Source organism: Pseudomonas sp. KU26590 (assembly GCF_026153515.1).
In the GTDB taxonomy this organism is placed as follows: domain Bacteria; phylum Pseudomonadota; class Gammaproteobacteria; order Pseudomonadales; family Pseudomonadaceae; genus Aquipseudomonas.
This window is the reverse complement of sequence record NZ_CP110644.1, coordinates 2,881,748-2,905,742: the sequence shown is the minus strand read 5'-3', so window position 1 is coordinate 2,905,742 and position 23,995 is coordinate 2,881,748. Positions and strand designations below refer to the sequence as shown.

Sequence of the window (23,995 nt, the reverse complement as noted above, 5' to 3'; positions counted from 1 at the left end):
CACCCCTGCTTTATCACGCACTCACTTCCCCACCCTGCTCAAACCGCTGCTGCAGCAAATGCCGCGCGGCACCGGCGTTGACGTAGGTCCCGATCAGTTCGGCCAGCTCGGAGATCTTGAGCTTTTTGTCATCGCGGCAGAATTTGCTCATCGGCAACATCAGCCACCGTTTCTTCTTGTTCAGCGCCACATCCGGCGCGAAGAACGAGCGGGAGGTCAGCTCCGGCAGGGGTGCGTTGTCTTCGAGCAGGATCGTCAGCATGACGACATTTCCTACCTGCAGATTGAAGTCGGCAATGTCGCGAATCGGCAGCGGCGCTTTGAGGTTGGCGAACACAAAGTGATCCGGCGTCAGCAGCAGCGCGGTTTTATGCGCACGCCTGAACAAGCGCAACCCGAAGGGCAGCATGCACAGCATGATGAACAGAGCAATGCCGGCACCGACGAAAAACGGCTGCGGGTCACGTCCCGCAGCACCTGGAAACAGCAGCGGCGCAAGCAGCAGGATCAGTCCCGCCACTGCCAGCAGGCCACTGAACCCGAGCAGGATCTGCCCCCGCAAGCGCGCCCCTTCGTGCAGTGCAACGTCCCCGGTTACGTTGCCGGCGTGGGTGCGCAACGTCTCCACGAGGGTGGCGTCCTGTTGGACGTGATGGGTCAGATAATCGTCCGTAAGGCGACCGCGCAACACGTCGGGCTGGGCGAAATAGCGATCCATCGCCCCACAGGCTAGCGATGCATCCAGCGGCCGCGTGCCACTGCGTACGGCATCGTCGACCGACACCTTGAGAGACGCCACGCGCTCGCCGTTCGAAGGATGCGTGTCTGATGGATGCGGCAGCTGCGTGGCCATTTCCTCTTCCGGCAGGGTCAGCGGCATTGCCGCAATCTCGTGCAGAACAGTGGTTGGCAGATCATTGACCGACACATGCTCGGGCGTCGGTCGGGTTGCCTGGGTGATGTGGGCGGCCAGACGCTCTTGCAATAAAGGATCGATGGCGGAAATACGCACCAGCGCCGAAGCGGCAGCCAGATTGCCCGCCAGCTGCGCACCGGCGGCATCGGCTTCCAGCTCGCGCACACGGCTCCAGTGCATCACCGCGTGGTCGAAGCTTTCCATGAAGTAGGCACCCAGCATGAACGCCGGGTGCAGGGTCGCGCGTTGCAGCCATTCACTGTCAACCAGGGTCTGGCCGATCACCACCAGGCTGCGCTCGATGCCGTGGTAAATCGGCACGAAACGCATGCTGAACTCGGTATCCGCGCCGGCAAAATGCCCCAGCTCGTGGCCGATGACCGCGGTGGTTTCGGCTTCATCGAGGATGCCCAGGTACACCAGCGGCACATGCAGGGTGCGGCCCGTCAAAGTGGTGTTGGCCGGCGCGAGGGTGATGTCGCCGGAGGTGACGTAAAAGCCGGCGGCCATGCCCAACACGATGTGATCGGGCGGCAGTGCGCCGAGTTTCTGGGCCAGATCCTTCACGTAAGCCCAGAGCACCGGCGCCTGTTCGGCGGTGACCGCCTCTCCCATCACGTCCATTGGCGTGGGCTGGAACATGTTGAGCATGACGCGCAATTGCGTGCCCATCTGCCAGATGGAATACAGGCAGCCTGCGACGAGGACCATGGCGAAGAACATGAACTTCATTTCGCCGGCGGAGAGTTGCCCGGCGTGCCACACGTTCAGCGCCTCGAACGCGACGAGGGCGGCAATGGCTGCGCCTATGACCACCACATGCCCGACCAGAACGAAGGGCAACAGTCTGGTGACACGGGTGAAGCTGTGCAGCAGTTGCTCACGAGACTGCATGGCCCGTCGGCCCGCCCAGTTCAAAGCGAGCAAACCGACCCCGCCCATCAGGGCAGCCAGCAAGCCCAGCGTGATGACACCGATTGCAAGCCAGACCATGACGTCGGTCAGCGGCAGCAGCGTGTCCAGCTCGTCCTGCAAATCAGCGACGCGGGACAACGCCTCCTTCACTTCCATTTTCTCGCCGTCGCCGACGTCCACCATCACGGGACGCGAACCGCTTTTGTCGGCAATGGCCTGGAGTTCCGGACGGGCCCGATCGAGGTCAGCCTGATAACCCGCGTAGGTCAGGCGGTTGTCGGTGCTGCGTTGCAGCTCCCAGACCCCCAGCAGATTCAATGCAAGGGGGAATAAAACCAGTACAGCGATAAGCTTCAGCTTTTTCATGTTCATGGGGCGGCCCTTTTCACTGCGCCGCCGAGTGCCGTCCCTGGCGCGCGCATACGTCCTTGAACAAAGGCCGGATGACCTTTGGGTGCTTTACGAAACCGAGGGATCAGCAACCCTCGGCGCCGTTATGAGGGGGGATTCAGCGACCCGACATAACCGTCTGCATGCGCGTCTGCGCTTCCTGAACCACCTTGGCCTTGGTATTCAGGTCCTGCAGCAGTGTGTTCAATTCAGCCTGCACCTTGGGGTCTGTCACTTGAATCACCGAGCCATTGATCTGGATCTGCGCTTTGTGAGCATCGACGTAGTCGGCCACTTTAAGGCTCGATTCGAAGGTGCCGTTGACTTGCGGCATAACAGTCAGGAGCGTGTTGGCCGGTAAGGTGACGGTGCGATCATAGGCGCTGTCATACACCGTTTTCAGATCGTCAGGCTGCTTGAGCTGGGCGTGGGCTGTGTCAGCTTTGGCCAACGCTTGCTTGAGCTGCACGACCAGGTCGTTCAAGCCGGTTTGCACCGTCTTGAGATCATCGCGGCGCTCGATCACGTCACTCAATGAATGGAACGCGCCTTTCTGCACGAAGCCGTTGAGGGGTTTGATGCTGGCGTCCATACCACTGTTGAAGTCAGTGATCACGGCGTAGTGCTGGGTGTAATCGCCGAAAGATTTCGATTCATCCGGGGTCAGCTTGGGCACGTGCACACCCGGCTTGTCGATGATGCGGGTTTGCAGGAACTGCTTGAATGCAGCGCGCTGGTCTGGCTCGCTGCTGCCGCAGGCGGTCAGTAGCAGCGGCAGTGCGAGGGCGAGTAACCAGTGGCGGCTGAATGAGACGGTCATTGTCGGAGAATCTCCAGAAAGTAAATAAACCCGTGGCAGATGCATTCTGCTTCAGGGCGTTAAGGGCGTCGCCTGGATACCCGCAGCAAAGCCTCGGGCATCAGATCAGGACGTGGATTGCAAACAGTTTTGAGGAAAACCAAGGCCCGGAGGCTGGCCGCTTATTCAGACTGTCTTCCATAAACAGGTCTCTAAGCCTGATGCTAGATAGCTTACGCAAAAATAAATTCCTTTTGGATCCTGTTTGTTTGTATTTTTGCGAAATGTTACGCAGTCGGCGCAGTGGGTCCAAATGAGCACTTGAACCCTTCGCGATGATCGTTCTCAAATTCCCGCACACCACCCCCAGACTCAAGGAAGACAACGATCATGAACGTCATACCGCACATCAACGCCCACGGCGCCTCGAGCCTGCACACAGGCATTCACCCATGATCGTCGGGATTGACCTCGGCACGACCAACAGCCTGGTCGCGGTCTGGAAAGACGATGCCAGTGTGCTGGTGCCGAACGCGCTGGGCGAGTTACTCACCCCCTCCGTGGTCGGCCTGGACGACGAGGGTCGGATTCTGGTCGGCCAGGCCGCTCGCGAACGCCTGCACACCCACCCTTCCCTGACCACTGCGTTGTTCAAACGCCACATGGGCAGCGCCCACACGACGGCCCTCGGCGACCACGCGTTTCGTCCCGAAGAGCTTTCCGCACTGGTGCTCAGGAGCCTCAAGGAAGACGTCGAGCGTGCCTATGGCGAAACCGTCGTCGAGGCGGTCATCAGCGTCCCGGCCTACTTCAGCGACGCCCAACGCAAAGCCACGCGCATCGCAGGGGAACTGGCCGGCCTCAAAGTCGAAAAGCTGATCAACGAGCCCACCGCCGCGGCGCTGGCGTTCGGCTTGCCGCAGCACGGCAAGGAATGTTCGTTTCTGGTGTTCGACCTGGGTGGCGGGACGTTTGACGTGTCGATCCTCGAGCTGTTCGAGGGCGTGATGGAAGTGCGCGCCAGTGCGGGGGACAACTTCCTCGGTGGTGAAGATTTTGACCGGCTGCTGGCCGAGGCTTTCGTTCGCACCCAGGCCGGGCAGCCAGGCTTCCCCGCCCCCGAATCAATCGCTCACGCGCTGCACCGCGAAGCCCAACGCCTGCGCATCGCGCTGGGCCAGGTGCGCAGTGACGCGTTCGTGCTGCGCGTGGATGGCCAGCAATGGCAGCAGACCTTCACCCAGGAGGACATGGCCGCGCTGTATGCGCCGTTGCTCGAGCGGCTGCGCAATCCGGTCGAACGGGCCATGCGCGATGCCAAGCTGCAGGTCGGCGATCTGGACGAAATCCTGTTGGTCGGCGGCACCACGCGTATGCCGCTGGTGCGCAAACTGGCAGCGGCCATGTTCGGACGCTTTCCTTCGATTCAGCTCAACCCGGACGAAGCCGTGGCCCACGGCGCGGCGATACAGGCGGCGTTGAAATCCCGGGATGCGGCCCTGGAAGAAGTAGTCTTGACCGACGTCTGCTCCTACACCCTGGGTATCGCGACCTCACACCAGGTCGGTCAGCATTTTGAGGGCGGGCACTATCTGCCGATCATCGAGCGCAACACCACCGTACCGGTCAGCCGGGTGGAAACGGTCTGTCCCGTCGACGACACACAAACCAGCGTGATGGTGAAGATTTTCCAGGGCGAAAGTCGCCTCGTGCGCGACAACATACCCTTGGGGGAACTGGAAATACCGCTACCGCCGCGCAGCGGTGGCAACCTCAACCTCGATGTACGGTTTACCTACGACAACAACGGCATTCTCGAGTGTCAGGTCACCATTCCCAGCACCGGCGAGCAGTTTGCACTGGTCATCGAAAACAACCCCGGCGTGCTCAGCCCCAAAGAAATTGCCCAGCGCCTGCAAGCACTCGCTGCGCTCAAGGTTCATCCGCGTGATCAGCAGATCAACACGCTGTTGATGGCGCGCCTGGAGCATCTCTATCAGGAGAGCCTGGGCGCGCGCCGCGAGCTGATCGATAACTGGGCAAGCCAGTTTCAGCGCGCCCTCGACAGTCAGGACGAGCGGATCATCCGGCAGACGCGCACCGAGCTGGACGAGCGGCTTGGCCAGCTGGAACGCGGCGGTTGGCACTGACCCATGGACACGACTCTCGATTGCTGGAAGATTCTCGATCTCCCTGCCCGCTCCGATGAGCGCAGCGTCAAGCGGCAGTACGCCAAACTGCTGAAGGTCACCCGCCCGGACGAAGACCCCGTCGCGTTTCAGCAACTGCGTGAAGCCTACGAGCGCGCATTGCAGCTGGCCCGCGAGGGCGACGATGGCGTTGGGGGTGACGCTTCGTTTGTACAGGCCTCAGCAGCGCCTCTGGTGCAAAGGCCTGCGCCGGTCACTCGGCCAGTGGTGCGTTCCGCTCAGGAACAGGCCGCCGAGCTGCTCGATACGTTTGACGACGCTGCCGTGGATCAATGCTGGAATGAGGCGATCGCGCGCGGCATTGAATCAACCGTCGAAGCCCTGCTGTTCGTGCGTTGCGTGCAGGCGCCGGACTCGCACCCGAACCTGTTGCACTGGGGCCTTGAAACCCGCCAGTGGCTGACACCCTGGCAGCAGATTCGCCCGCGGGATGCCGATCAGCAGCGGCTTGGCCATTTGCTCTCCATGGGGTTGTACCGCCGGCTTGAGCAGTACATGGCGGCCGGCGAAGAAACACGCTTCATCGGGTGCCTTGAACACCACAGTCGACAAGGGTGGCTGGGCGATTTGGCGCGTCGCCAGACGCTTCACGTGCAGGTGCTCGATCTTTTTCTCGAACACAAGAACTGGTCCCCCGCTTTGTTTCAAAGGATCCGACAGCTGTTCGCCTGGGACACCGAGTCAGCGGTTGTCCCCATCGTTGATGAGCAATGGCACGCCCTGCTCTGGCGCTGCGAAGAGCGGAAATGGCTCGACGAGCTGCGGGCGCTGGTGCGCGAGGGCGAGGGCGAGGGCGAGCAGCATCCCAACCCGCGCGCTAATGCAGCTGCGCTGTTCCTGACGGGTTCATCTGCGGAGCGCCTTCAGGCACGCGTCGCGACATTCACCGAGGCTGACTGGCAGGCTTGCGAACAATTATCCGAGGACTTCACCCAGCGGTTTCCCGACTGGGCACGGAGGTTCCCGGACCACAATCCGTGGTTCTGGAAAGCACTGGTAGGGCCGGAAAGTCCGCCCCACGTCACGCAGCGGGCGGGCATTGTTCTGACCATTACCCTCGCACTGAATTGCGTACTCCCCTCCGCCCCCCTGCTCTTTGTGCTTATATCGCCGCTGATCTTGATGGCAGGGATAGCACTCACATACATGGGCAAGAAGCTGTATGAGCACTGGGTCAGATTCACGGAGTACTTCTACGATGAGGATCAACGCTTCAGCATATGGTGCGCACGCCTGACACTGACGCGCAATCGGCGCTATCTGGTGATCCGCAACGGCGTACCGGTGCTGGCCCTGGCCTTTGTCCTCTGGAAATGGCTCGGACTTCTGGGGGTGGCCACCTACGTCATCACCGGCCTGATCGGCAGACTGCAACCCAAAAGTGCAGTGCCAGTGGATCGCCAATATCGCTGGCGCAAGCCGCTGCAGGCAATCTACCGGATCGCCGGACTCAGCCGTCTGCAGTGGCTGTTCTGCATCGTCATGGTGGGTGTGATTGCGTATGTGCAAATAGACATGCCCGGCACCCAGCTGACGCGAGGCACCTGAGACCGGGCCGCTTTCTGGAGAAGTTGCACGGAAGGGCCTGGTCGTAGGTAAAAGAGGCCCCCTCGCAGCGGTATCGCAGGACAAAGCTACAGCCGAATATCCTCCGGCCGTTGAATCAGCGCTTCGATGCGGGTGCCGGTGATCTGTTCTTCATTGGAGAAACCGTCGTACCGCGCCAGCGCCCCGAAGCTGATGCCGGTGAGCTGCTCGATCTGAGCGACGCTGCGTCGATAGGTCCTCAGTGCACCGAAGACCAGTTCCAGCTTGCCCAGCTCGCGGGTCTGGTCGATCAGGTACGCGCTGGCCGAAGGTTTGCCGTCATCGCCAAGGAACGCGACGACTTTCCAGAAGGCTCGGGGGATTTGTACGCCCCGGTACAGCGGGTCGTCACTGCGCAGGACCGGCCCGGTGAAGACCGTGGCGCGCTCTTTCCAGCGGCGGGTGTTGTCCAGGATAAAGTCTTCGAGCTCCAGCCAGGTTTTCTGGTTGAAGGCAGACATCTGCGGCGAGCAGTTGGTGAAGTGGAAGGTGTCCTGATTGGCGGTCTGCGCCTCGCCGCCCCAGTTGGGGTCCTGCCGGCGAACCAGATGACCGCGATCCAGCAGGTTGTCGCGGTACAGATCGTCGCCAATCTGCGCCTCGACCGGCAGGCGGCCGTCGTAAGCCCACGCGTCCTGACTCCGCACGATCTCGACGCTGCTGCCCCCCTCGATGTTCACCCCGACGTACAGCGCGATGCGCCGACTCCGGGACATGCTGATCGAGAAATGCGTGTAGTCCAGACGGTTGTCCGGGTTGCCCAGGGGAAACACGTCGTCAGGCGTTGATGTCGTCGGCCAGGGCACGACGAATTCCCCGAGAAAATCACCGCTGTAGCCTGACCGACCTTCCAGTTGCGACGCCGGCGTGACCCGCCCTTGCGGGGTTGATCGCAGCGCGCTGGCATGGGATGACGGGGCGGCGGTGATGGGCTGAAGATCAGCAAGACGGGGGCGATGGGCGAGATCCACCTGAGCGTTGTGTGTCGGCATCGTGCTACCTCATTGAAGTGGGCAGGCCCGTCGGGCGCGGGCCATGGCGTTTAAACCAGACCTGATCATGTGCCGCCAAGTGTGACCATCACATGACCTGACCGGACGGCCAGTATCGGTCAGCTGTGTTGCACGCGAGGGCCCCTTCCCGGCTGAAGCCGGTCCCACTGAAAGCAGCGCCTGCATCCAGTGGGATGGGCGATGGGGACTCATTGTGGGACCGGCTTTAGCCGGGAAGGCGTCAGTCGCCACACCGCGAATTCGACGTTGCCCAGGCTGGCCGCTTCCCGGCTGAAGCCGGTCCTACTACACCGTTCGCCTTGCAGGTAGAATGCTGCGCTTTCGGGCAGCCATTCTGCCCATCTGCCCGGTAAGCGCCTCCCATGCCGTTCGAACTCACCGTTGAACCCACCACCTTGCTGGTGCTGGCTGTCGTTGCCTTTGTCGCCGGTTTCATCGATGCCATTGCCGGCGGCGGCGGTCTGTTGACCACGCCTGCCCTACTCACCGCCGGGCTGCCGCCGCATTTGGTGCTGGGCACCAACAAGCTCAGCTCGACCTTCGGCTCGGCCACCGCCGGCTACACATTCTACCGTCGCAAGCTGTTCCACCCGGCGCAGTGGAAACGCGCGCTGATCGGTACGGCAGTGGGTGCGCTGATCGGTGCGGTGGTTGCCCATTATCTGCCGGCCGAACTGCTCAACCAGATGCTTCCGGTGATCGTGTTCGGCTGCGGGCTGTACCTGCTGTTCGGCGGCACCCCCAAGGCGCCACTGGACAGCAATGCGCCGATCAAAACCAAATGGCAGCTACCCCAAGGCCTTGGGCTGGGTTTCTACGACGGCGTGGCCGGTCCCGGCACCGGGGCGTTCTGGACCGTCAGCACGCTGCTGATCTACCCGGTGGATCTGGTGAAGGCCAGCGGCGTCGCGCGCAGCATGAACTTCGTCAGCAACGCCGCCGCATTGATGATCTTCGCCATCAACGGCTCGGTGGACTGGGTGATCGGGTTTACGATGGGACTGGCGGTAATGGCCGGCGCCTTTCTGGGCGCTAAAACCGCCATCAAGGGCGGCGCCAAGTTCATCCGCCCTGTGTTCATCACCGTGGTGCTGGGCTTAACCGTCCGCCTGGCCTGGCAGCACTGGTTCAACTGAGCCTGAGCGCTGGGCCAGATACAGATCGATCAGGTAGCGCGCAATCGAGCGACTGGCCGGCAACGGCGGCAGGTCATGGATGCTGAACCACTGGGCGTCTTCGATTTCGTCTGCCTGGGGCACGATTTCGCCACTGTCGTATTCAGCGTGAAAGCCCAGCATCATCGAGTGCGGGAACGGCCAGCACTGGCTGCCCTTGTACTGGATGTTCCTGACGGTCACCTGGACCTCTTCCATCACCTCGCGCCTTACACAGTCCTCGGCCGACTCACCCGGCTCGGCGAAACCGGCCAGGGTGCTGTAGACCCCGCTCACGAAACGCGGTGAACGCGCCAGTAGCACCTCATCGCCGCGGGTGATCAGCACGATCATGCTCGGCGAGATCCGCGGATAAGCGCGCAGATCGCAGTGCGGGCAATACATCGCCCGCTCGCCCGGCACCTGCTGGGCCGGTTGGCCGCAACTGCCACAAAAACGGTGTTCGCGGGCCCATGTGCTGATCTGCGCCGCGTAGCCGAGCATCTGGAACACATCGGCGTCGTCCGCAAGCATGAACTGACGCAGGGTCTGCCACTGCGTACCCTCCAGCGCCAATGCCTGCGAATCCCCAAGCGTCTGCACATACACCGGCTCGCCATCGAAATGGCCAATGCCGTGCTCGTGCATCAGGGGCAAGTCCTGCCGCTTCAGCCATTCGCGCGGGAACAGCACGCCGTTGCTGTCCTTCAAAAAGCCCTGGTCACTCTGAACCACAGCCCAACCGCCGGGCGCCTGGACATCAAGCACGGCGGTGGTCCAACGCTTCGGGGGCGTCATGCCTCAACTCCTCTGGTCACCGACCTGCCCGTCTGCCGTTCGATAGAGAGGCTCAGCAGCAGCAGCAGGCGGTTACACGTTCAAATAGGTCAGTCAATTATCGAAGACCGGCTTCTGTTTGCTCATGTGAGCCACCATCGCCAGCTTCAGGTCGGCTGATTGCAACATGGCAGCGTTCCAGGTGGCAACGTATTCGAGCCCATCGTCCACGCTGTGATCGCGCATGTAGCCAATCATGCGCTTGCTGCCGCTGATGGCGATGGGTGATTTGCTCGCGATGTCCCGGGCGATGGCGAACACGCCTTCGAGCAACTGCGGCAGATCAGCGAACGTGCGGTTGACCAGGCCAATGCGCAGCGCTTCTTCGGCGCCGACGTTGCGCCCGGTGTAGGCCATTTCGCGCATCATGCCGTCGCCGATCAATCGCGGCAGGCGCTGCAAGGTGCCGACGTCTGCCGCCATGCCCATGTCGATTTCGCGAATGGAAAACAACGCATCGTCCGCCGCATAGCGCATGTCACAGGCGCTGACCAAGTCAATCGCGCCGCCAATGCAATAGCCCTGAATAGCGGCGAGCACCGGTTTGCTGCAACGGTCGACGACGCTGAAGGATTCCTGCATCTGCAGGATCTTGCGCCGCAGCAGGCGGGCGTTCCGACCCACGTCCTTGCCCAGCTCGCTGGCCACCGACGCCAGCAGGGTCAGGTCGATGCCCGATGAAAAGTGTTTGCCGGCGCCACTGAGCACCACTGCGCGGACGTCATCGGTGTCTTCGATCCAGCGGAAAATCTCGACGATCTCTTGCCAGAACGCCGCGTTCATCGCGTTGATTTTTTCCGGGCGATTGATTTGCACATGGGCAATGTGGTCGGTCAGTTCGACGTTGAACGCACTGTAGTCAGACACGGCTTTTGATCCTTCCAGGGGCCATATGGGGTTTATTCCTTAACGCCGGATCATAGCAAGTCAGTCCGTGCGCCCGCAGGCCACGGTTGCGCCATTTGCCGGACATCGGCCCTGTGATCACGCCGGTACAGGCCGTTGGTCGCTCGGCAATAAACTGAACGGTCTCAACCGGTAACGGTCCAGAGAGATGGCGGCATGAAATCGGACTTTCCCGACATCATGACGGCCTGGGCCGCCGAATCCGATTTGGCGCCCGCCCCTTTCTCAGGTCGCAAGAGGGCGATTCTTGACTACATCAAAAGCGGCAACCGGTATCGTGGGCCTGGACGACATCCTCGCGGGTGGTCTTTCGCGCAGCCACGTGTTTCTCCTGGAAGGAGAGCCCGGCACCGGCAAGACCACCGTCGCGCTGCAGTTTTTGCTGGCAGGCTCGGCGGCAGGCGAACGTGGCCTGTACATCACACTGTCCGAAACCGAACGCGAACTGCGCGATGGCGCGCGTTCCCACGGCTGGGAGCTGGACGACAATATCTCGGTGTTCGAGCTCACGCCCCCGGAAAATTTGCTCAACGCTGCCCATCAGCAGAGTTTGCTGCACTCCTCGGACCTTGAACTGGGCGAGGCAACCAAACAGATTTTCGAAATCGTCGAGCAGGTCAAGCCTTCGCGGGTGATCATCGACAGCCTCTCGGAAATCCGCTTGCTGGCGCAGAGTTCGTTGCGTTATCGCCGGCAGATCCTGGCGATCAAGCACTATTTCGCGCGCTACGACACGACGGTGGTGCTGCTCGACGACCTCACCACCGAATCCCTGGATAAAACCGTGCACAGCGTGGCCCACGGTGTCATTCGTCTGGAAGAGCTGACGCCGACCTACGGCGCCGAGCGCCGCCGTCTGCGTGTGGTGAAGTACCGCGGGCAGAAGTACCGCGGCGGCTATCACGACTTCAACATCATGGCCGACGGCATTCAGGTGTTTCCGCGCCTGGTGGCGGCCGAGCACCGCACCGGGTATGTCAGCCGGCAACTCAGCAGCGGCATCAAGGAAGTCGATGCCCTGCTCGGCGGCGGCCTGGACAGCGGTTCCAGCACACTGATACTAGGCCCTGCGGGCACCGGCAAATCGCTGATCTCGCTCATATTCGCCGCGGCGGCGGTGGAGCGCGGCGAGAAGGCAGCGCTGTTCATCTTCGACGAGGAGATGGGCCTGCTCTACGCGCGAATGAAGAAGCTGGGCATCGACCTGCACGCGCTGCAGCAGACCGGCAATCTGGTCATCGAGCAAGTGGACGCGGCTGAATTGTCGCCGGGCGAGTTCTCCCATCGCGTCCGCCGCTGCGTAGACGAAATGGGCATCCAGACGGTCGTGATCGACAGCCTGAACGGCTATCAGGCCGCGATGCCCGAAGAAAATGCGCTCGTGCTGCACGTTCACGAGTTGTTGCTCTACCTCAATCGTCAGGGCGCCTCGACCTTCATGACGGTCGCCCAGCACGGTTTGGTTGGCGACATGCAGACGCCGGTGGACATCACGTACCTGGCCGACACGGTCATTCTGCTGCGTTACTTCGAAGCGCTGGGTCAGGTTCGTCGGGCCATCTCAATCATCAAGAAACGCACGGGCACCCATGAATCGACCATCCGCGAATACCGCATCAGTTCGTCGGGCATGACCATCGGCGAACCGCTGGAAGCCTTTCAGGGCGTGCTGCGTGGCATTCCTCAGTACCTCGGCGAGAAAAACCCCTTGTTGCGGGACGCTGACGCGTGAGCATTCCGGGACAATTATCGGAACGGGCCATCATCCTGGCCCCCCACGGAAGGGACAGCCAGCTACTGTTGACCATGCTGGAGGAAGCCGGTTACCCGGCGATCATCACCCACGATCTGGTGCAGCTGTGCACTGAGCTGATGTCGGGTGCCGGGCTTGCGATCATCGCCGACGAGGCCCTGCGCAGTGCAGACATCAATCCGCTGCTGAGCCTGCTGGCCCATCAGCCGGCCTGGTCGGACCTTCCCATCGTGTTACTGACCCACCACGGCGGCCCGAAGCAGAACCCCTCGGCGCACCTGGGCAAGATGCTCGGCAACGTCACGTTTCTGGAGCGTCCGTTCCACCCTGCCACGCTCATCAGTCTGGTGAGCACCGCCGTGCGCGGACGTCGACGGCAATACGAAGCGCGCACCCGGCTGGAAGAACTGCTGGAGAGCGAGCAACGCCTGCAACACGCGCTCAAAGCCGGACGTCTGGGCTCCTGGCAGCTGGACACCGAATTTCTCGCGCTGCATTGCTCGGCCATCACCAAGGCGCACTTTGGCCGGGACGAGGGCGACGCGCTGCCCTATCACGACTGGCTCAGCTCGGTGCACCCTGAAGATCAGCCGCGCATGCAGTCAGTGCTGCAGCAGACCCTGGACAGCGGCGCCGATTTTATCATCGAATTTCGCAACGTCTGGGCGGACGGCTCGGTGCATTGGGTGGACATCCGCGCGCGGGCCATCCGCGCGCGCAATGGCCGCGTCAGCCTGCTGTCCGGTGTGACCTCGGACATCACCGAACGCAAGCTCGCCGAGCAGCAACTGCGCCGCCTCAACGAGAGCCTGGAACAGCAAGTGGAGGAACGCACCTCCCAGCTGCACCACAACGAAGAAATCCTGCGTCAGTCGCAGAAGATGGAAGCGGTTGGCCAGCTCACGGGCGGCATCGCCCACGACTTCAACAACATGCTGACCGGTATCATCGGCAGCCTTGAGCTGCTGCGGCGACGCATCGCGCGGGGACGCATCGACGATCTCGACGGGCTGATCGACCTGGGCGTGACCTCGGCCAACCGCGCCGCCGCCCTGACCCACCGTTTGCTGGCGTTCTCGCGCCGCCAGTCGCTGGACACCAAGCCGGTCTTGATGAATGACCTGGTCAACTCCATGGGCGAACTGCTGAACCGCAGCGTCAACGAGAGCATCCGCCTCGACAGGTGCCTGGACCCGGAGCTATGGACCGCCGAGGCCGACCCGAACCAGCTTGAAAGCGCCCTGCTCAATCTCGTGCTCAACGCCCGCGACGCGATGCCCGATGGCGGCATGCTGATGATCGAGACCTTCAACCGCCGCCTTGACCGCGACTTCACCAACGCTTACGAAAATCTGCTGCCGGGTGACTACGTGGTGCTCAGCGTGCGCGACACGGGTTGCGGAATGCCGGAGACCGTCATCAGCCGTGCATTCGATCCGTTTTTCACCACCAAACCGATCGGCCAGGGCACCGGCCTCGGCCTGTCGATGATCTACGGCTTCACCAAGCAATCCCACGGTCATGTCGCGATCGTGAGCCAGGTGGGCGACGGCACCACAGTGCAACTGTTCCTGCCGCGCTATCACGGCGTGGCCCAGCAAGATGATCCCGCCCTTCCCAATGACACGGCGCAGGCCCGTGAGGGCGAGACCATTCTGCTGGTTGAGGACGATCCCGCCGTGCGCGCGCTGGTCAGCCAGGTGCTGAGTGAACTGGGTTATGCGTACGTGGAAGCCGGTGATGCGGTCGGGGCGATTCCGATTCTGGAATCGAGCCAGCGCATTGACCTGATGATCAGCGACGTTGGCCTGCCGGGCATGAATGGACGTCAGCTGGCCGACATTGGCCGGCAACTGCGCACTGATCTGAAAGTGCTGTTCATTACCGGCTACGCGGAAAACGCCAGCGCGCGCTCGGGGTTCCTTGAAGGAGGCATGCAGATGATCACCAAGCCGTTTGCCTTTGACCAGTTGACGGCCAAGGTGCGGGAGATGATCGAGGGCTGACGCGGGACAGGCGCAGACACAAAAGCCGGCGATTGCCGGCTTTGTTGTTTTGTTGATGAGACGCGGGGGGATCAGTTGAGCAGGGTTTGAATCTGCGAGTGCAGCGTTTCCATGGTGAACGGCTTGGCGAGGATCGGGGCCTTGCGGGCGATCGGGCTGCCAGACTCGACGATCTCTGCCGGGTAGCCGCTGATAAAGATCACCTTGAGCTCCGGTCGCAGCTTGACGGCGGGCTCGGCGATCATCACGCCGGATACTCCGCCGGGAAGGCGGTAATCGGTGATCATCAAATCGAGGTGGGGCTTGGTGGCAAGAATTTCGAATGCCTGCTCCCCGTTCTCCGCCTGCAACACCCGATAGCCTTCGCCCGACAGGTAATCGGACAGCAGCATCAGAATGAGCGGCTCGTCTTCGACGATGAGTACGACATTTTCTGCATCAGAGCTCATTTGAACGCCTTTGATCTTATAGATAGCTGCCATTACGACCATGGGCCGCGCAGGAGGTTGCGCAGATAGCTCAGTTATTTGATTGAAGGGCTGCGGGATGAGCAATGGTCGGCCTAACGGCCTCCTGTTTCGCCTTCGGCGAGTTACTTGATAAAGCCCCAAGTAACCAAGGGCTTGTGCTCCTGGTTGGGCTCCTCCTCCGTCGGAGTACCCTCACTCCGACGACGCTCCGTGGGCCCGCGCCGAACGGACATCCATGTCCTGACGGCGCTCTCGCGGCATCCATGCCGCTCGACCCACTCCACGTCGTCTGCGTTCAGCCTGCACCCAAGTCGCGATTGTCGTCGTCTGAGATATTTGTGTATGAAGATCAAGATCAACCGCAGATCAAAGGCTTCCCGGCTAAAGCCGGTCCTACGATTGGACCGCGTGCTATCGCGTGATGATCGTTCCCACGCTCCGCGTGGGAATGCATCCCGTGACGCTCCGCGTCACCTCCCCAGGCCTGAATGCGTGTCGCCTTCGGGACGCGGAGCGTCCGGGGGCGGCGTTACCACGCAGAGCGTGGGAACGATCAGAACAGCACGGCACCGCATACACCCAGTAGGACCGGCTTTAGCCGGGAAGCCTTTGATCTGCTTTAAACGCGCTTTTGATCTTCAAACACAAGAAGTTCAGTCACCGCCAATCGCGACTTGGGTGCAGGCTGAACGGAGGTCTCGCGGAGTGGGCTGAGCCGCATGGATGCGGCGAGAGCGCCGTCAGGACATGGATGTCCGTTCGGCGCGGGGCCACGGAGCGGGACCGGAGTGAAGGAACCCGACGAAGTCGGGCCAAACCAGGAGCACAAGCCCTTGGTTACTTGGGGGTTTATCAAGTAACTCGCCGAAGGCGAAACCCGAGGCCATTAGGCCGACGCCCTTGATCTTAGTGCAACAAGCCACGCCGCCGATCAAAGCGGCAACGAAACCCGAAACATCGACCCCGCCCCTTCCTCGCTCTCGACACTGATCCGCCCACCGTGAGCGCTGACGATCTGGTCAGAAATAAACAACCCCAGACCCAGCCCCGCCACCGCATGACTGGCCGCCACCCGCTCGAACTGCTGAAAAATACGCTTCTGATTTTCCGGACTGATCCCGATCCCGTGATCGCGCACCTCCACCCGCGCCTCCCCGGTCTCGCTGTACACACGCAACTCGATGGGCTTGCGCGCGCCGTAGCGCAACGCATTGGTCAACAGATTCGCCACCACCTGCTCGATGCGAAACTCATCCCACACGCCAATCACCGGCGTCGGAGCCTGCAACGTAACAACGCTGCCGGCGGCGGCGATCTGCGCGGAATAGCTTTCCACCAGATTGACCACCAGCTCCGACAAATCAAAGGGACTGGTACGAATCGACAGCTTGCCCGTACGAATCCGCGACACATCGAGCATGTCCTCGATCAGGCGAATCAGGCTCTGGATCTGCCGTTCATCGCGATCAACCATCGCCCGGAGTTTTTCCATGGTGAACGCCGACGCGTTGTCCTTGGCCAGGTGCAATTTGCGCAGCTGGGTTTCGAGAATCAGCCCATTGAGCGGCGTGCGCACCTCGTGGGAGACGATCGACATAAAGTCATCGCGCATGCGGATCGCACGCTCCAGCTCGCTCTGCGTCGACTTCAGCTCGCGCATCAGGGCTTCCTGCTCCGCGCGTCTGTGTTCAAGCTCTTCGAGCTGCTGCTTCAGGACCTTGCGCTGGCGATACAGGTCGACGAAGACGTTGACCTTGCTCTTGACTGCATGAATATCGAGGGGCTTGTGCAGGAAGTCCACTGCACCGCTTTCATAGCCCTTGAACGCGTAGTTCAGCTCGCGCCCGGCCGCACTGACGAACACGATGGGGATGTTCTTGGTCTTCTCGGTGCTGCGCATCAGCTCGGCCAGTTCGAAGCCGTTCATCCCCGGCATCTGCACGTCGAGAATCGCCATCGCAAACTCGTGTTCGAGCAGCAACGACAAGGCCTCGTCCGCAGACAACGCCTTGAACACCTGGCGGTCCTCACGTTTGATCAACGCTTCGAGGGCGAGCAGGTTCTCCGGCAGATCATCGACGATCAGCAGTTTGGCTTTGATTTCACTCAGCATGCAATTCGTTCCAGCTCGACAAGCAAGGACCCGATGTCGGGCAAAGGCAATAGAAAATCCGGCGTATGAAGGGCCAGCGCCGCTTCGGGCATGGTCCGCGCGAGCGCCTGGGCCGGGTCCTGGACCACGGTCAGACCACCGTACTCCTTGATTCGTGCAATGCCGCGCGCGCCATCGCTGTTGGCACCGGTCAGCAACACGGCTGCCAGCCGCTCACCATAGGCGTCTGCAGCCGATTCGAACAGGATGTCGATACTCGGGCGCGAATGATGCACCCGTTCCTCCTGACTCAAGGACAGGCTGAAATCGTTCTCGATCGACAGGTGATAACTCGGCCCGGCGAAATACAGCGTGCCCGGCTTGATGGTCTCTTTATCGTCCGCTTCCTTGACCGGTATCGACAGGTTCACGGCAAAGACCTCGGCCAACTGACTGCGACGCTGATCCGGCACATGGAGCACCGCAAGGATCGGCAGGCGATAGCCCCTGGGCAGGGTACGAAAAATCTTCAGCAGCGCTTCGACGCCGCCGGCCGACGCGCCAACCACAATCGCGTCCACCGCTGGCAATGCGCGCGGCTCCGGCGTGGAGCCAGGAAACGACGTTCTCATGATTTGCGGTAGATCCGCTCGTGTTTGACCAGAGGGTCGAACTGGTTCTTGTACCCCGAGAAGTCCAGGGTTTCCTTGCTGCCGAGCACAAGAAAGCCGCGATGGCACAGGGACTCGTGAAACAGTCCGAAGGCGCGATCCTGCAGCTTCTTGTTGAAATAGATAAGCACGTTGCGGCAGGAGATCAACTGCGTCTCGGAAAACACGCTGTCGGTCGCCAGGCTGTGGTCGGCAAACGTGACGTTCTCGCGCAGGGTCTTGTCGAAAATCGCGTAATCGTAGGCCGCCGTGTAGTACTCCGAAAACAGCCGCTTGCCGCCGGCCTTGAGGTAGTTCTCGTTGTAGCCACGCATGTTCTCCATCGAGAAGATGCCTTGCTTGGCCTTCTCCAGGGAAGTGGGATTGATGTCGGTGGCGTAGATGATGGTCCGCTCAAGCAGCCCTTCCTCGCGCAGCAGGATCGCCATCGAGTACACCTCTTCGCCGGTGCTGCACCCGGCAATCCAGATTTTCACCGACGGGTAGGTTTTGAGCAGCGGCACAACTTCTTCGCGAATGGCGAGGAAGTGCGTCGGGTCGCGGAACATCTCGCTGACCGGGATCGTCATGAATTGCAGCAGCTGCATAAACGCCGAAGGGTCATGCAGCACCCGCTCCTGCAGCGCAGAAATGGTCTTGAGCTCAAACTGACGCAGCGCGTGGGTCACCCGTCGTTTGACCGACGCTCCCGAGTAATCGCGGAAATCGTAGCTGTACTTCAAGTAAATCGCTTCAATCAGCAAGCGCAACTCGATATCGGCGTCTCGTTCAGGCATCAGCAACACTCTGGGTCGGGCAGCGGGCGGTCAATTGATCCGATCCATTCAGATACGTTCCATCTTCGGCAGCCACACGCGAATCAGCGAGAACAGCCGGTCCAGGTCGATCGGTTTGGCCAGGTAGTCGTTGGAACCGGCCTGCAGGCAGCGATCCTGATCATCCTTCATCGCTTTGGCCGTCACCGCAATGATCGGCAGCTTGCGCCAGCGGGGGTTCTTGCGAATCTCGATGGTGGCTTCGTAGCCGTCCATTTCCGGCATCATCACGTCCATCAGCACCAGGTCGATGTCATCGACAGTATTGAGCTTCTCGATCGCTTCCAGGCCATTGCGCCCTACCTCGACGATCGCGCCTTTGTGCTCCAGCGCACTGGTCAAGGCGAAGATGTTGCGCACGTCGTCATCGACCACCAGGATCTTGCGCCCTTCGAACACGCGGTCGCGGCTGCGCGCGGTCTTGAGCATCTTCTGGCGCTCGTTGGACAGCTGCGACTCGACCTTGTGCAGGAACAGCGTCACCTCATCGAGCAAGCGTTCCGGCGAGCGCGCACCCTTGATGATGATGGTGCGCGAGTACTTCAGCAGCTCGGCTTCTTCGTCCCGGGTCAGGTTGCGCCCGGTGTAGACGATGACCGGCGGGAACGCGCAGATCTCGTCGGTGGACATGCGCTTGAGCAACTCGTTGCCGAGCATGTCCGGCAGTTTGAGGTCGATGATCATGCAGTCGTAGGCGTTGTCGCGCAGCAGATCAAGGGCATCCTGAGCGAAGCCGACCGCCGTGATCTCGATGTCGTCGTCACCGATCAGGCGCGCGATGCTGTCACGCTGCAAAGCATCGTCTTCCACCAGCAGGATGCGTTTGACCTTCTGTGTGAGCTTGGCTTCGAGGCGGGCGAAGACGTCCTTGAGCTCCTCGCGAGTGGTCGGCTTGACGGCGTAGCCGATGGCGCCCATTTGCAGCGCGGCTTCCTGACGGTCTTCGACGGAAATCACGTGCACCGGGATGTGTCGGGTGCTCGGCAGTTCTTTCAGACGTTGCAGCACGGTCAGACCGGAATGGTCCGGCAGGCGCATGTCCAGCAGGACGGCGTCCGGCACGAAAGAGGACGCCAGATCAAAGCCTTCGTCGGCGGCGTGGGCCACCAGGCAGTTGTAACCCAGCTCATGGGCCAGGTCATAGAGGATCTGGGCAAAACGCACTTCGTCTTCGATCACCAGAATGCAGCGTTTACTGAACGGCGCTTTCTCACGGTCATCGGCAAAACGCGGAATCGGCGCCGCGGGCGGTGCAGCTTTGGCGGCGACTGGCGCCGGTGGCGCGATGCGGGCCGCAACGGGGGTAGGCTGCACGGCAACCACCGGCGCATCGGCGTATTGCGAAGGCTCCTGCTCGACGTACTCTTCCGGCACCACCAGGGTGAAAATACTGCCCTGCCCCGGTGCGCTGGTGACGCTGATCGAGCCGCCGAGCAGGCGCGCCAGATCGCGGGAAATCGACAGACCCAGGCCGGTGCCGCCGTAGCGGCGATTGGTGGTGCCGTCGGCCTGACGGAACGCTTCAAAAATGCTTTCCTGCTGCTCATCGGCGATGCCGATCCCGGAGTCGCGAACGGTGAAGGCCACGCCTTCGCCGGGCTGACGGGAAACCGTCAGGCTGACGGCGCCGCTTTCGGTGAACTTGACGGCGTTGGACAGCAGGTTCTTGAGGATCTGCTCAAGCCGCTGGCGATCGGTGTACAGCGACACCGGCGTGCCGGATTGAATCTCCACCGAGAACGCCAGCTTCTTCTCGCCCGCCAGCGGTTCGAAGGTCATGCGCAGGCCTTCGACCAATCGGCTGACGCTGCTGTTTTCCGGGCGCATGTCCAGCTTGCCGGCTTCGACTTTGGAGATGTCCAGAATGTCGTTGATCAGGTTGAGCAGGTCATTGCCGGCCGAGTAGATCGACTCGGCGAACTTGACCTGTTCAGCGGTGAGGTTGTCCTGGGGGTTTTCCGACAGCAGCTTGGCCAGAATCAACGAACTGTTCAGCGGCGTGCGCAGCTCGTGGGACATGTTGGCGAGGAATTCGGATTTGTATTTGCTGGAGCGTTGCAGCTCGTCGGCGCGGGCTTCGAGCTCGATCTGGGCAATGTGCAGTTCTTCGTTATTGCGGTCCAGCGCGTCACGCTGGTCAGCCAATGCCTTGCCCTGCTCGGACAACTGCTCGTTGGTTTGCTCAAGCTCGGCCTGCTGGGTTTCCAGGTGGGCCTGGGATTCCTTGAGAATCCGTGACTGCTCTTCCAGCTCTTCGTTGGCAGTGCGCAGTTCTTCCTGCTGCACTTGAAGCTCTTCGTTGAGCTGCTGGGTTTCGGCGAGCACTTCCTGCAAGCGCTGGCGATAGCGTGCGGCCTCGATGGACGTGCCGACGTTCTGCGCCACCAGTTCAAGGAACTCCAGATCACGGGGCGTCAGCTCTCGTAGGAAGCCCAGCTCGATCACGCCGTTGACGTGGTCATCGTTGCTGGTCGGCACCACCACGACGCTGCGCGGCGAGCCCTGACCCAGACCAGAGGTGACTTTGAAGTAATCCTGAGGGACGTTGTCCAGGGTGATGATCTGAGCCTGCTCGGCCGCCTTGCCGACCACGCCTTCACCGCTGTAGATCGACTGCTCGTGCTGTTCCTGCTCGCGGGAGAAACCATAGGACGCCACGCGCACCAGACCGCCGTGCTCCTGGCGCACGTACACCGCCGCCACCACCGCACCCAGGTACTGGGCGAAGAAATGCAGCACGTTGCGGCCCAGCAGATTAAGGGTGAGCTGGCCGATGACCTGCTCGGCCAGTTCGCTCTGGCCATTGCGCAGCCAGGCGACGTGGGACAAACGATCGGCGTCCAGCTGTTGCGCCCTGAGGTTGGCGGCGTAGGTGTCGGACAGCGTGGTCATGTCCCGACGCCCGACCCAGGCAAGAATGCCGCTGACCATCAGAATGAACGCGACGTACACCGAGACCGACATCACAGTGGTGTGGGTCACGTCGGTGTTGCGGGTCAGACGCAGCTGATGCTCGACGTTGGCCGCCTGCTCATATTGATCGCGCATCTCGTCGGCCAAGCGCTTGCCGCGACGCTCCTTGATCGGCGTCTGGTAGTCGCCACCGGTGCGCCGCAGGGCGATCATCTGCTCGGCGAACTCGTTCCACGACGACTGCAGTGCCGCCAGCCGCTTGAAGCGATCGACCTGATCCGGATTGTCGGCGACCAGCTCTTCAAGCCCTTTAAGCTCGCTGCCAATGGCCGGCTTGGCCACTTCGTAGGGGTCGAGAAAACGCTCATCGCCGGTCAGCAGGAAGCCGCGCATGCCGGTTTCCATGTCCACCGACAGCTTGAGGGAGCGGTTTATATTGTTGATGACCCGGTCGGTGTGTTCGACCCACTGGATCGCCGACAACAGGTAGGTAATAAGAATGACGAAGAAGGCCGCACTCAGCACGCCGACGGCCAGCGGTAAACTGACGTTGCGGCTTAACAGTTTGCGGAAACGTTGCTCATCGACTGCAGAGTTGGTGATCATCGCGAGGGCTCAGGCGGATTCGTCTAAACGACGGAGTTTGCCGTAAACCTCGGCAAAAACTCCAGCTTCAGACGTAGAAGGTTGAATTTTCTGACAATAGATCGCGAACAATCGCGCTCGCACTGTACATTTGAGTGCAATCCAAAAGCCACTACACTCAATTGAATCGTGTTGTTGCGGCGCAGAACTTGGCACAATTGCGCCCCCCCAGCGAAACGCCGTACACCTCTATGCCGTGCGATGCGCTCCCTGCTCAATTAAGGAACTTGCAATGTCCGATTCACCCCGCACGATTCTGGTGGTCGAAGATGACAACATCGTCCGGATGTTGATTGTCGACGTCCTCGAAGAGCTTGAGTACAACGTGCTGGAAGCAGCCGACGCCGCCGAGGCCCTTGCGGTGCTGAACCACGCTGAACAGACCATCGACCTGATGATGACCGATCTGGGTCTGCCCGACATGAACGGTCGAGAACTCGCCCTCAAGGCGCGGGAGATCCGCGCCGACATTCCGGTACTGTTCGCCAGTGGCTACGCCGATTCCGTTGAGGTGCCCCAGGGCATGCACAACATCGGCAAGCCGTTTTCCATCGACCAGCTACGTGACAAGGTAAAGGGCATTCTTGGCAACTGAGCAACTGGCGCAGCGATCCCCGATCCATGTGCTGATCATTGGATACGTCTGGCCCGAACCGCAGTCGTCTGCGGCCAGCGGGCATGTCATGCAGCTGATCGACTGTTTTCTCGAACAGGGCTGGCAGATCACTTTCGCCAGCGCCGCCAGCGAAGGCGAGCACAAGGCCGATCTGACCGCGTTGGGCATCACTGAAGTCGCCATCGCCCTCAATCACAGCAGTTTTGACGCCTTCATCAGTGAGCTGCAGCCCGACGTGGTGTTGTTCGACCAGTTTCTGATGCAAGAGCAATTCGGCTGGCGGGTGGAAAAGCACTGCCCCGACGCGATCCGTCTGCTTGAGACTTCTGACATGCAGAGCCTGCGCCATGCCCGTCATCAGGCGGTCAAGGAACGGCTCGACGGCAAGCCCGATGCTGACCTCACTGATTATTTCCAGACGTCCCGGGAGCAGTTGTTCACGCAGATGGCCACCACTGACCTGGCCCAGCGCGAAATCGCAGCGATCCACCGCAGTGACCTGAGTTTGATGGTGTCCGACGTCGAAATCGAACTGCTGACCCAGTCATTTTCAGTACCCGCTTCTCAGCTGCACTGGGTACCGCTGCTTGTGCAAGAGCGGCGCGAAGTGCCAGATCGCCCACTTAGCTTCGAAGACCGCGCGCATTTCATCACCATCGGTAACTTCCGCCACGCGCCGAACTGGGATGCCGTGCTGTGGCTGAAAAACACCGTCTGGCCGCTGATTCGCGCGCAATTGCCCTCGGCTCAGGTCCATGTGTATGGCGCGTACACGCCGCCCAAGGCGGCGGCATTGCATAACGCCGCACAGGGGTTTCACATCATGAACTGGGCCGAAGATGCGCTGGAGGTGATGGGTGCCGCGCGGGTTTCCCTTGCGCCATTGCGATTCGGCGCGGGGATCAAGGGCAAGATCATCGACGCCATGGTCTGCGGCACGCCAACCGTCACCACGCCCATCGGCGCCGAAGCCATGCACGGTGAACTGGCATTTCCCGGTGCCGTGGCCTGTGACGCGCAAGGGTTGGCGGACGCGGCAGTCAGCCTCTACACCGACCGGGCGCGCTGGGAACAGGCGCAACAGGACGGCTGGCAATTGCTGCCGTCGCGCTTTGGCCATGACCGCCACTGCGCCGTGCTGATCGAACGCATCATCGCGTTGCGGGAAACGCTGCAGGCCCATCGCACGGCCAGCTTCACCGGCGCCATGCTTCGCCATCATCAGCACAAAAGCACGCAGTACATGTCGCAGTGGATCGAAGCCAAGAACAAAAACGCCTGAGACGT

General features: G+C 61.3%; 17 protein-coding genes. 7 read left to right on the top strand and 10 right to left on the bottom strand.

The features are described from left to right. Window positions 1–13: 13 nt before the first annotated feature. Window positions 14–2,197, bottom strand: coding sequence for a M48 family metallopeptidase (locus OKW98_RS12740; RefSeq protein WP_265389721.1), 2,184 nt, complete (start codon window positions 2,195–2,197; stop codon window positions 14–16). A gap of 142 nt (window positions 2,198–2,339) precedes the next feature. Further along, complete coding sequence (locus OKW98_RS12735; RefSeq protein WP_265389471.1) at window positions 2,340–3,041, bottom strand: DUF3053 domain-containing protein; 702 nt, start codon at window positions 3,039–3,041, stop codon at window positions 2,340–2,342. Window positions 3,042–3,472: 431 nt separating this feature from the next. On the opposite strand from OKW98_RS12735, the gene OKW98_RS12730 reads away from it, so the two are divergent. Together OKW98_RS12730 and OKW98_RS12725 are read left to right on the top strand one after the other, a co-directional pair. After that, window positions 3,473–5,170: a molecular chaperone HscC gene (locus OKW98_RS12730; RefSeq protein ID WP_265389470.1), complete on the top strand. Its 1,698-nt coding sequence runs from the start codon at window positions 3,473–3,475 to the stop codon at window positions 5,168–5,170. A gap of 3 nt (window positions 5,171–5,173) precedes the next feature. Further along, window positions 5,174–6,778, top strand: coding sequence for a hypothetical protein (locus OKW98_RS12725; protein WP_265389469.1), 1,605 nt, complete (start codon window positions 5,174–5,176; stop codon window positions 6,776–6,778). A gap of 86 nt (window positions 6,779–6,864) precedes the next feature. Here OKW98_RS12725 and OKW98_RS12720 read toward each other — a convergent pair whose 3' ends face one another. Beyond that, window positions 6,865–7,809 carry a DNA/RNA non-specific endonuclease gene (locus OKW98_RS12720; protein WP_265389468.1) on the bottom strand — a complete coding sequence of 315 codons (945 nt, stop codon included), beginning with the start codon at window positions 7,807–7,809 and terminating at the stop codon, window positions 6,865–6,867. Between the two features lie 383 nt (window positions 7,810–8,192). Here OKW98_RS12720 and OKW98_RS12715 point away from each other — a divergent pair, with 383 nt between their 5' ends. Next, the gene (locus OKW98_RS12715) at window positions 8,193–8,966 is read left to right on the top strand and encodes a TSUP family transporter (RefSeq protein WP_265389467.1); all 774 of its coding nucleotides are present in this window, start codon (window positions 8,193–8,195) and stop codon (window positions 8,964–8,966) included. Here the strand turns inward: OKW98_RS12715 and nudC are convergent. Both nudC and OKW98_RS12705 read right to left on the bottom strand, forming a co-directional pair. After that, complete coding sequence (gene nudC / locus OKW98_RS12710; RefSeq protein ID WP_265389466.1) at window positions 8,928–9,782, bottom strand: NAD(+) diphosphatase; 855 nt, start codon at window positions 9,780–9,782, stop codon at window positions 8,928–8,930. The two genes, OKW98_RS12715 and nudC, sit on opposite strands and share 39 nt — an antisense overlap. 93 nt (window positions 9,783–9,875) lie before the next feature. Continuing rightward, window positions 9,876–10,688 carry a crotonase/enoyl-CoA hydratase family protein gene (locus OKW98_RS12705; RefSeq protein ID WP_265389465.1) on the bottom strand — a complete coding sequence of 271 codons (813 nt, stop codon included), beginning with the start codon at window positions 10,686–10,688 and terminating at the stop codon, window positions 9,876–9,878. A gap of 286 nt (window positions 10,689–10,974) precedes the next feature. Here OKW98_RS12705 and OKW98_RS12700 point away from each other — a divergent pair, with 286 nt between their 5' ends. Next, window positions 10,975–12,459: an ATPase domain-containing protein gene (locus OKW98_RS12700; RefSeq protein WP_265389464.1), complete on the top strand. Its 1,485-nt coding sequence runs from the start codon at window positions 10,975–10,977 to the stop codon at window positions 12,457–12,459. Beyond that, window positions 12,456–14,486, top strand: a complete 2,031-nt coding sequence (locus OKW98_RS12695) for a response regulator (RefSeq protein WP_265389463.1) — start codon at window positions 12,456–12,458, stop codon at window positions 14,484–14,486. Before OKW98_RS12700 ends, OKW98_RS12695 begins: the two co-directional genes overlap by 4 nt. A gap of 71 nt (window positions 14,487–14,557) precedes the next feature. Here the strand turns inward: OKW98_RS12695 and OKW98_RS12690 are convergent, their stop codons facing one another. From OKW98_RS12690 to OKW98_RS12670, 5 genes are all read right to left on the bottom strand, one after another. Continuing rightward, window positions 14,558–14,935 carry a response regulator gene (locus tag OKW98_RS12690; RefSeq protein WP_265389462.1) on the bottom strand — a complete coding sequence of 126 codons (378 nt, stop codon included), beginning with the start codon at window positions 14,933–14,935 and terminating at the stop codon, window positions 14,558–14,560. Between the two features lie 952 nt (window positions 14,936–15,887). Then, window positions 15,888–17,069 carry a hybrid sensor histidine kinase/response regulator gene (locus tag OKW98_RS12685; protein WP_265389461.1) on the bottom strand — a complete coding sequence of 394 codons (1,182 nt, stop codon included), beginning with the start codon at window positions 17,067–17,069 and terminating at the stop codon, window positions 15,888–15,890. Further along, window positions 17,063–17,680, bottom strand: a complete 618-nt coding sequence (locus OKW98_RS12680; RefSeq protein ID WP_265389460.1) for a chemotaxis protein CheB — start codon at window positions 17,678–17,680, stop codon at window positions 17,063–17,065. Before OKW98_RS12680 ends, OKW98_RS12685 begins: the two co-directional genes overlap by 7 nt. Then, entirely contained in the window at window positions 17,677–18,495 is an 819-nt protein-coding gene (locus OKW98_RS12675) for a CheR family methyltransferase (RefSeq protein ID WP_265389459.1), read from the bottom strand. The genes OKW98_RS12680 and OKW98_RS12675 overlap by 4 nt, the downstream gene beginning before the upstream one ends. Before the next feature lie 48 nt (window positions 18,496–18,543). Then, window positions 18,544–22,053, bottom strand: coding sequence for a response regulator (locus OKW98_RS12670; protein WP_265389458.1), 3,510 nt, complete (start codon window positions 22,051–22,053; stop codon window positions 18,544–18,546). Window positions 22,054–22,324: 271 nt separating this feature from the next. Between OKW98_RS12670 and OKW98_RS12665 the strand changes: the two genes are divergently transcribed. Both OKW98_RS12665 and OKW98_RS12660 read left to right on the top strand, forming a co-directional pair. Then, entirely contained in the window at window positions 22,325–22,687 is a 363-nt protein-coding gene (locus OKW98_RS12665; RefSeq protein WP_265389457.1) for a response regulator, read from the top strand. A 4-nt stretch (window positions 22,688–22,691) separates the two neighbouring features. Further along, window positions 22,692–23,990: a glycosyltransferase gene (locus tag OKW98_RS12660; RefSeq protein ID WP_416148461.1), complete on the top strand. Its 1,299-nt coding sequence runs from the start codon at window positions 22,692–22,694 to the stop codon at window positions 23,988–23,990. Window positions 23,991–23,995 lie beyond the last annotated feature (5 nt).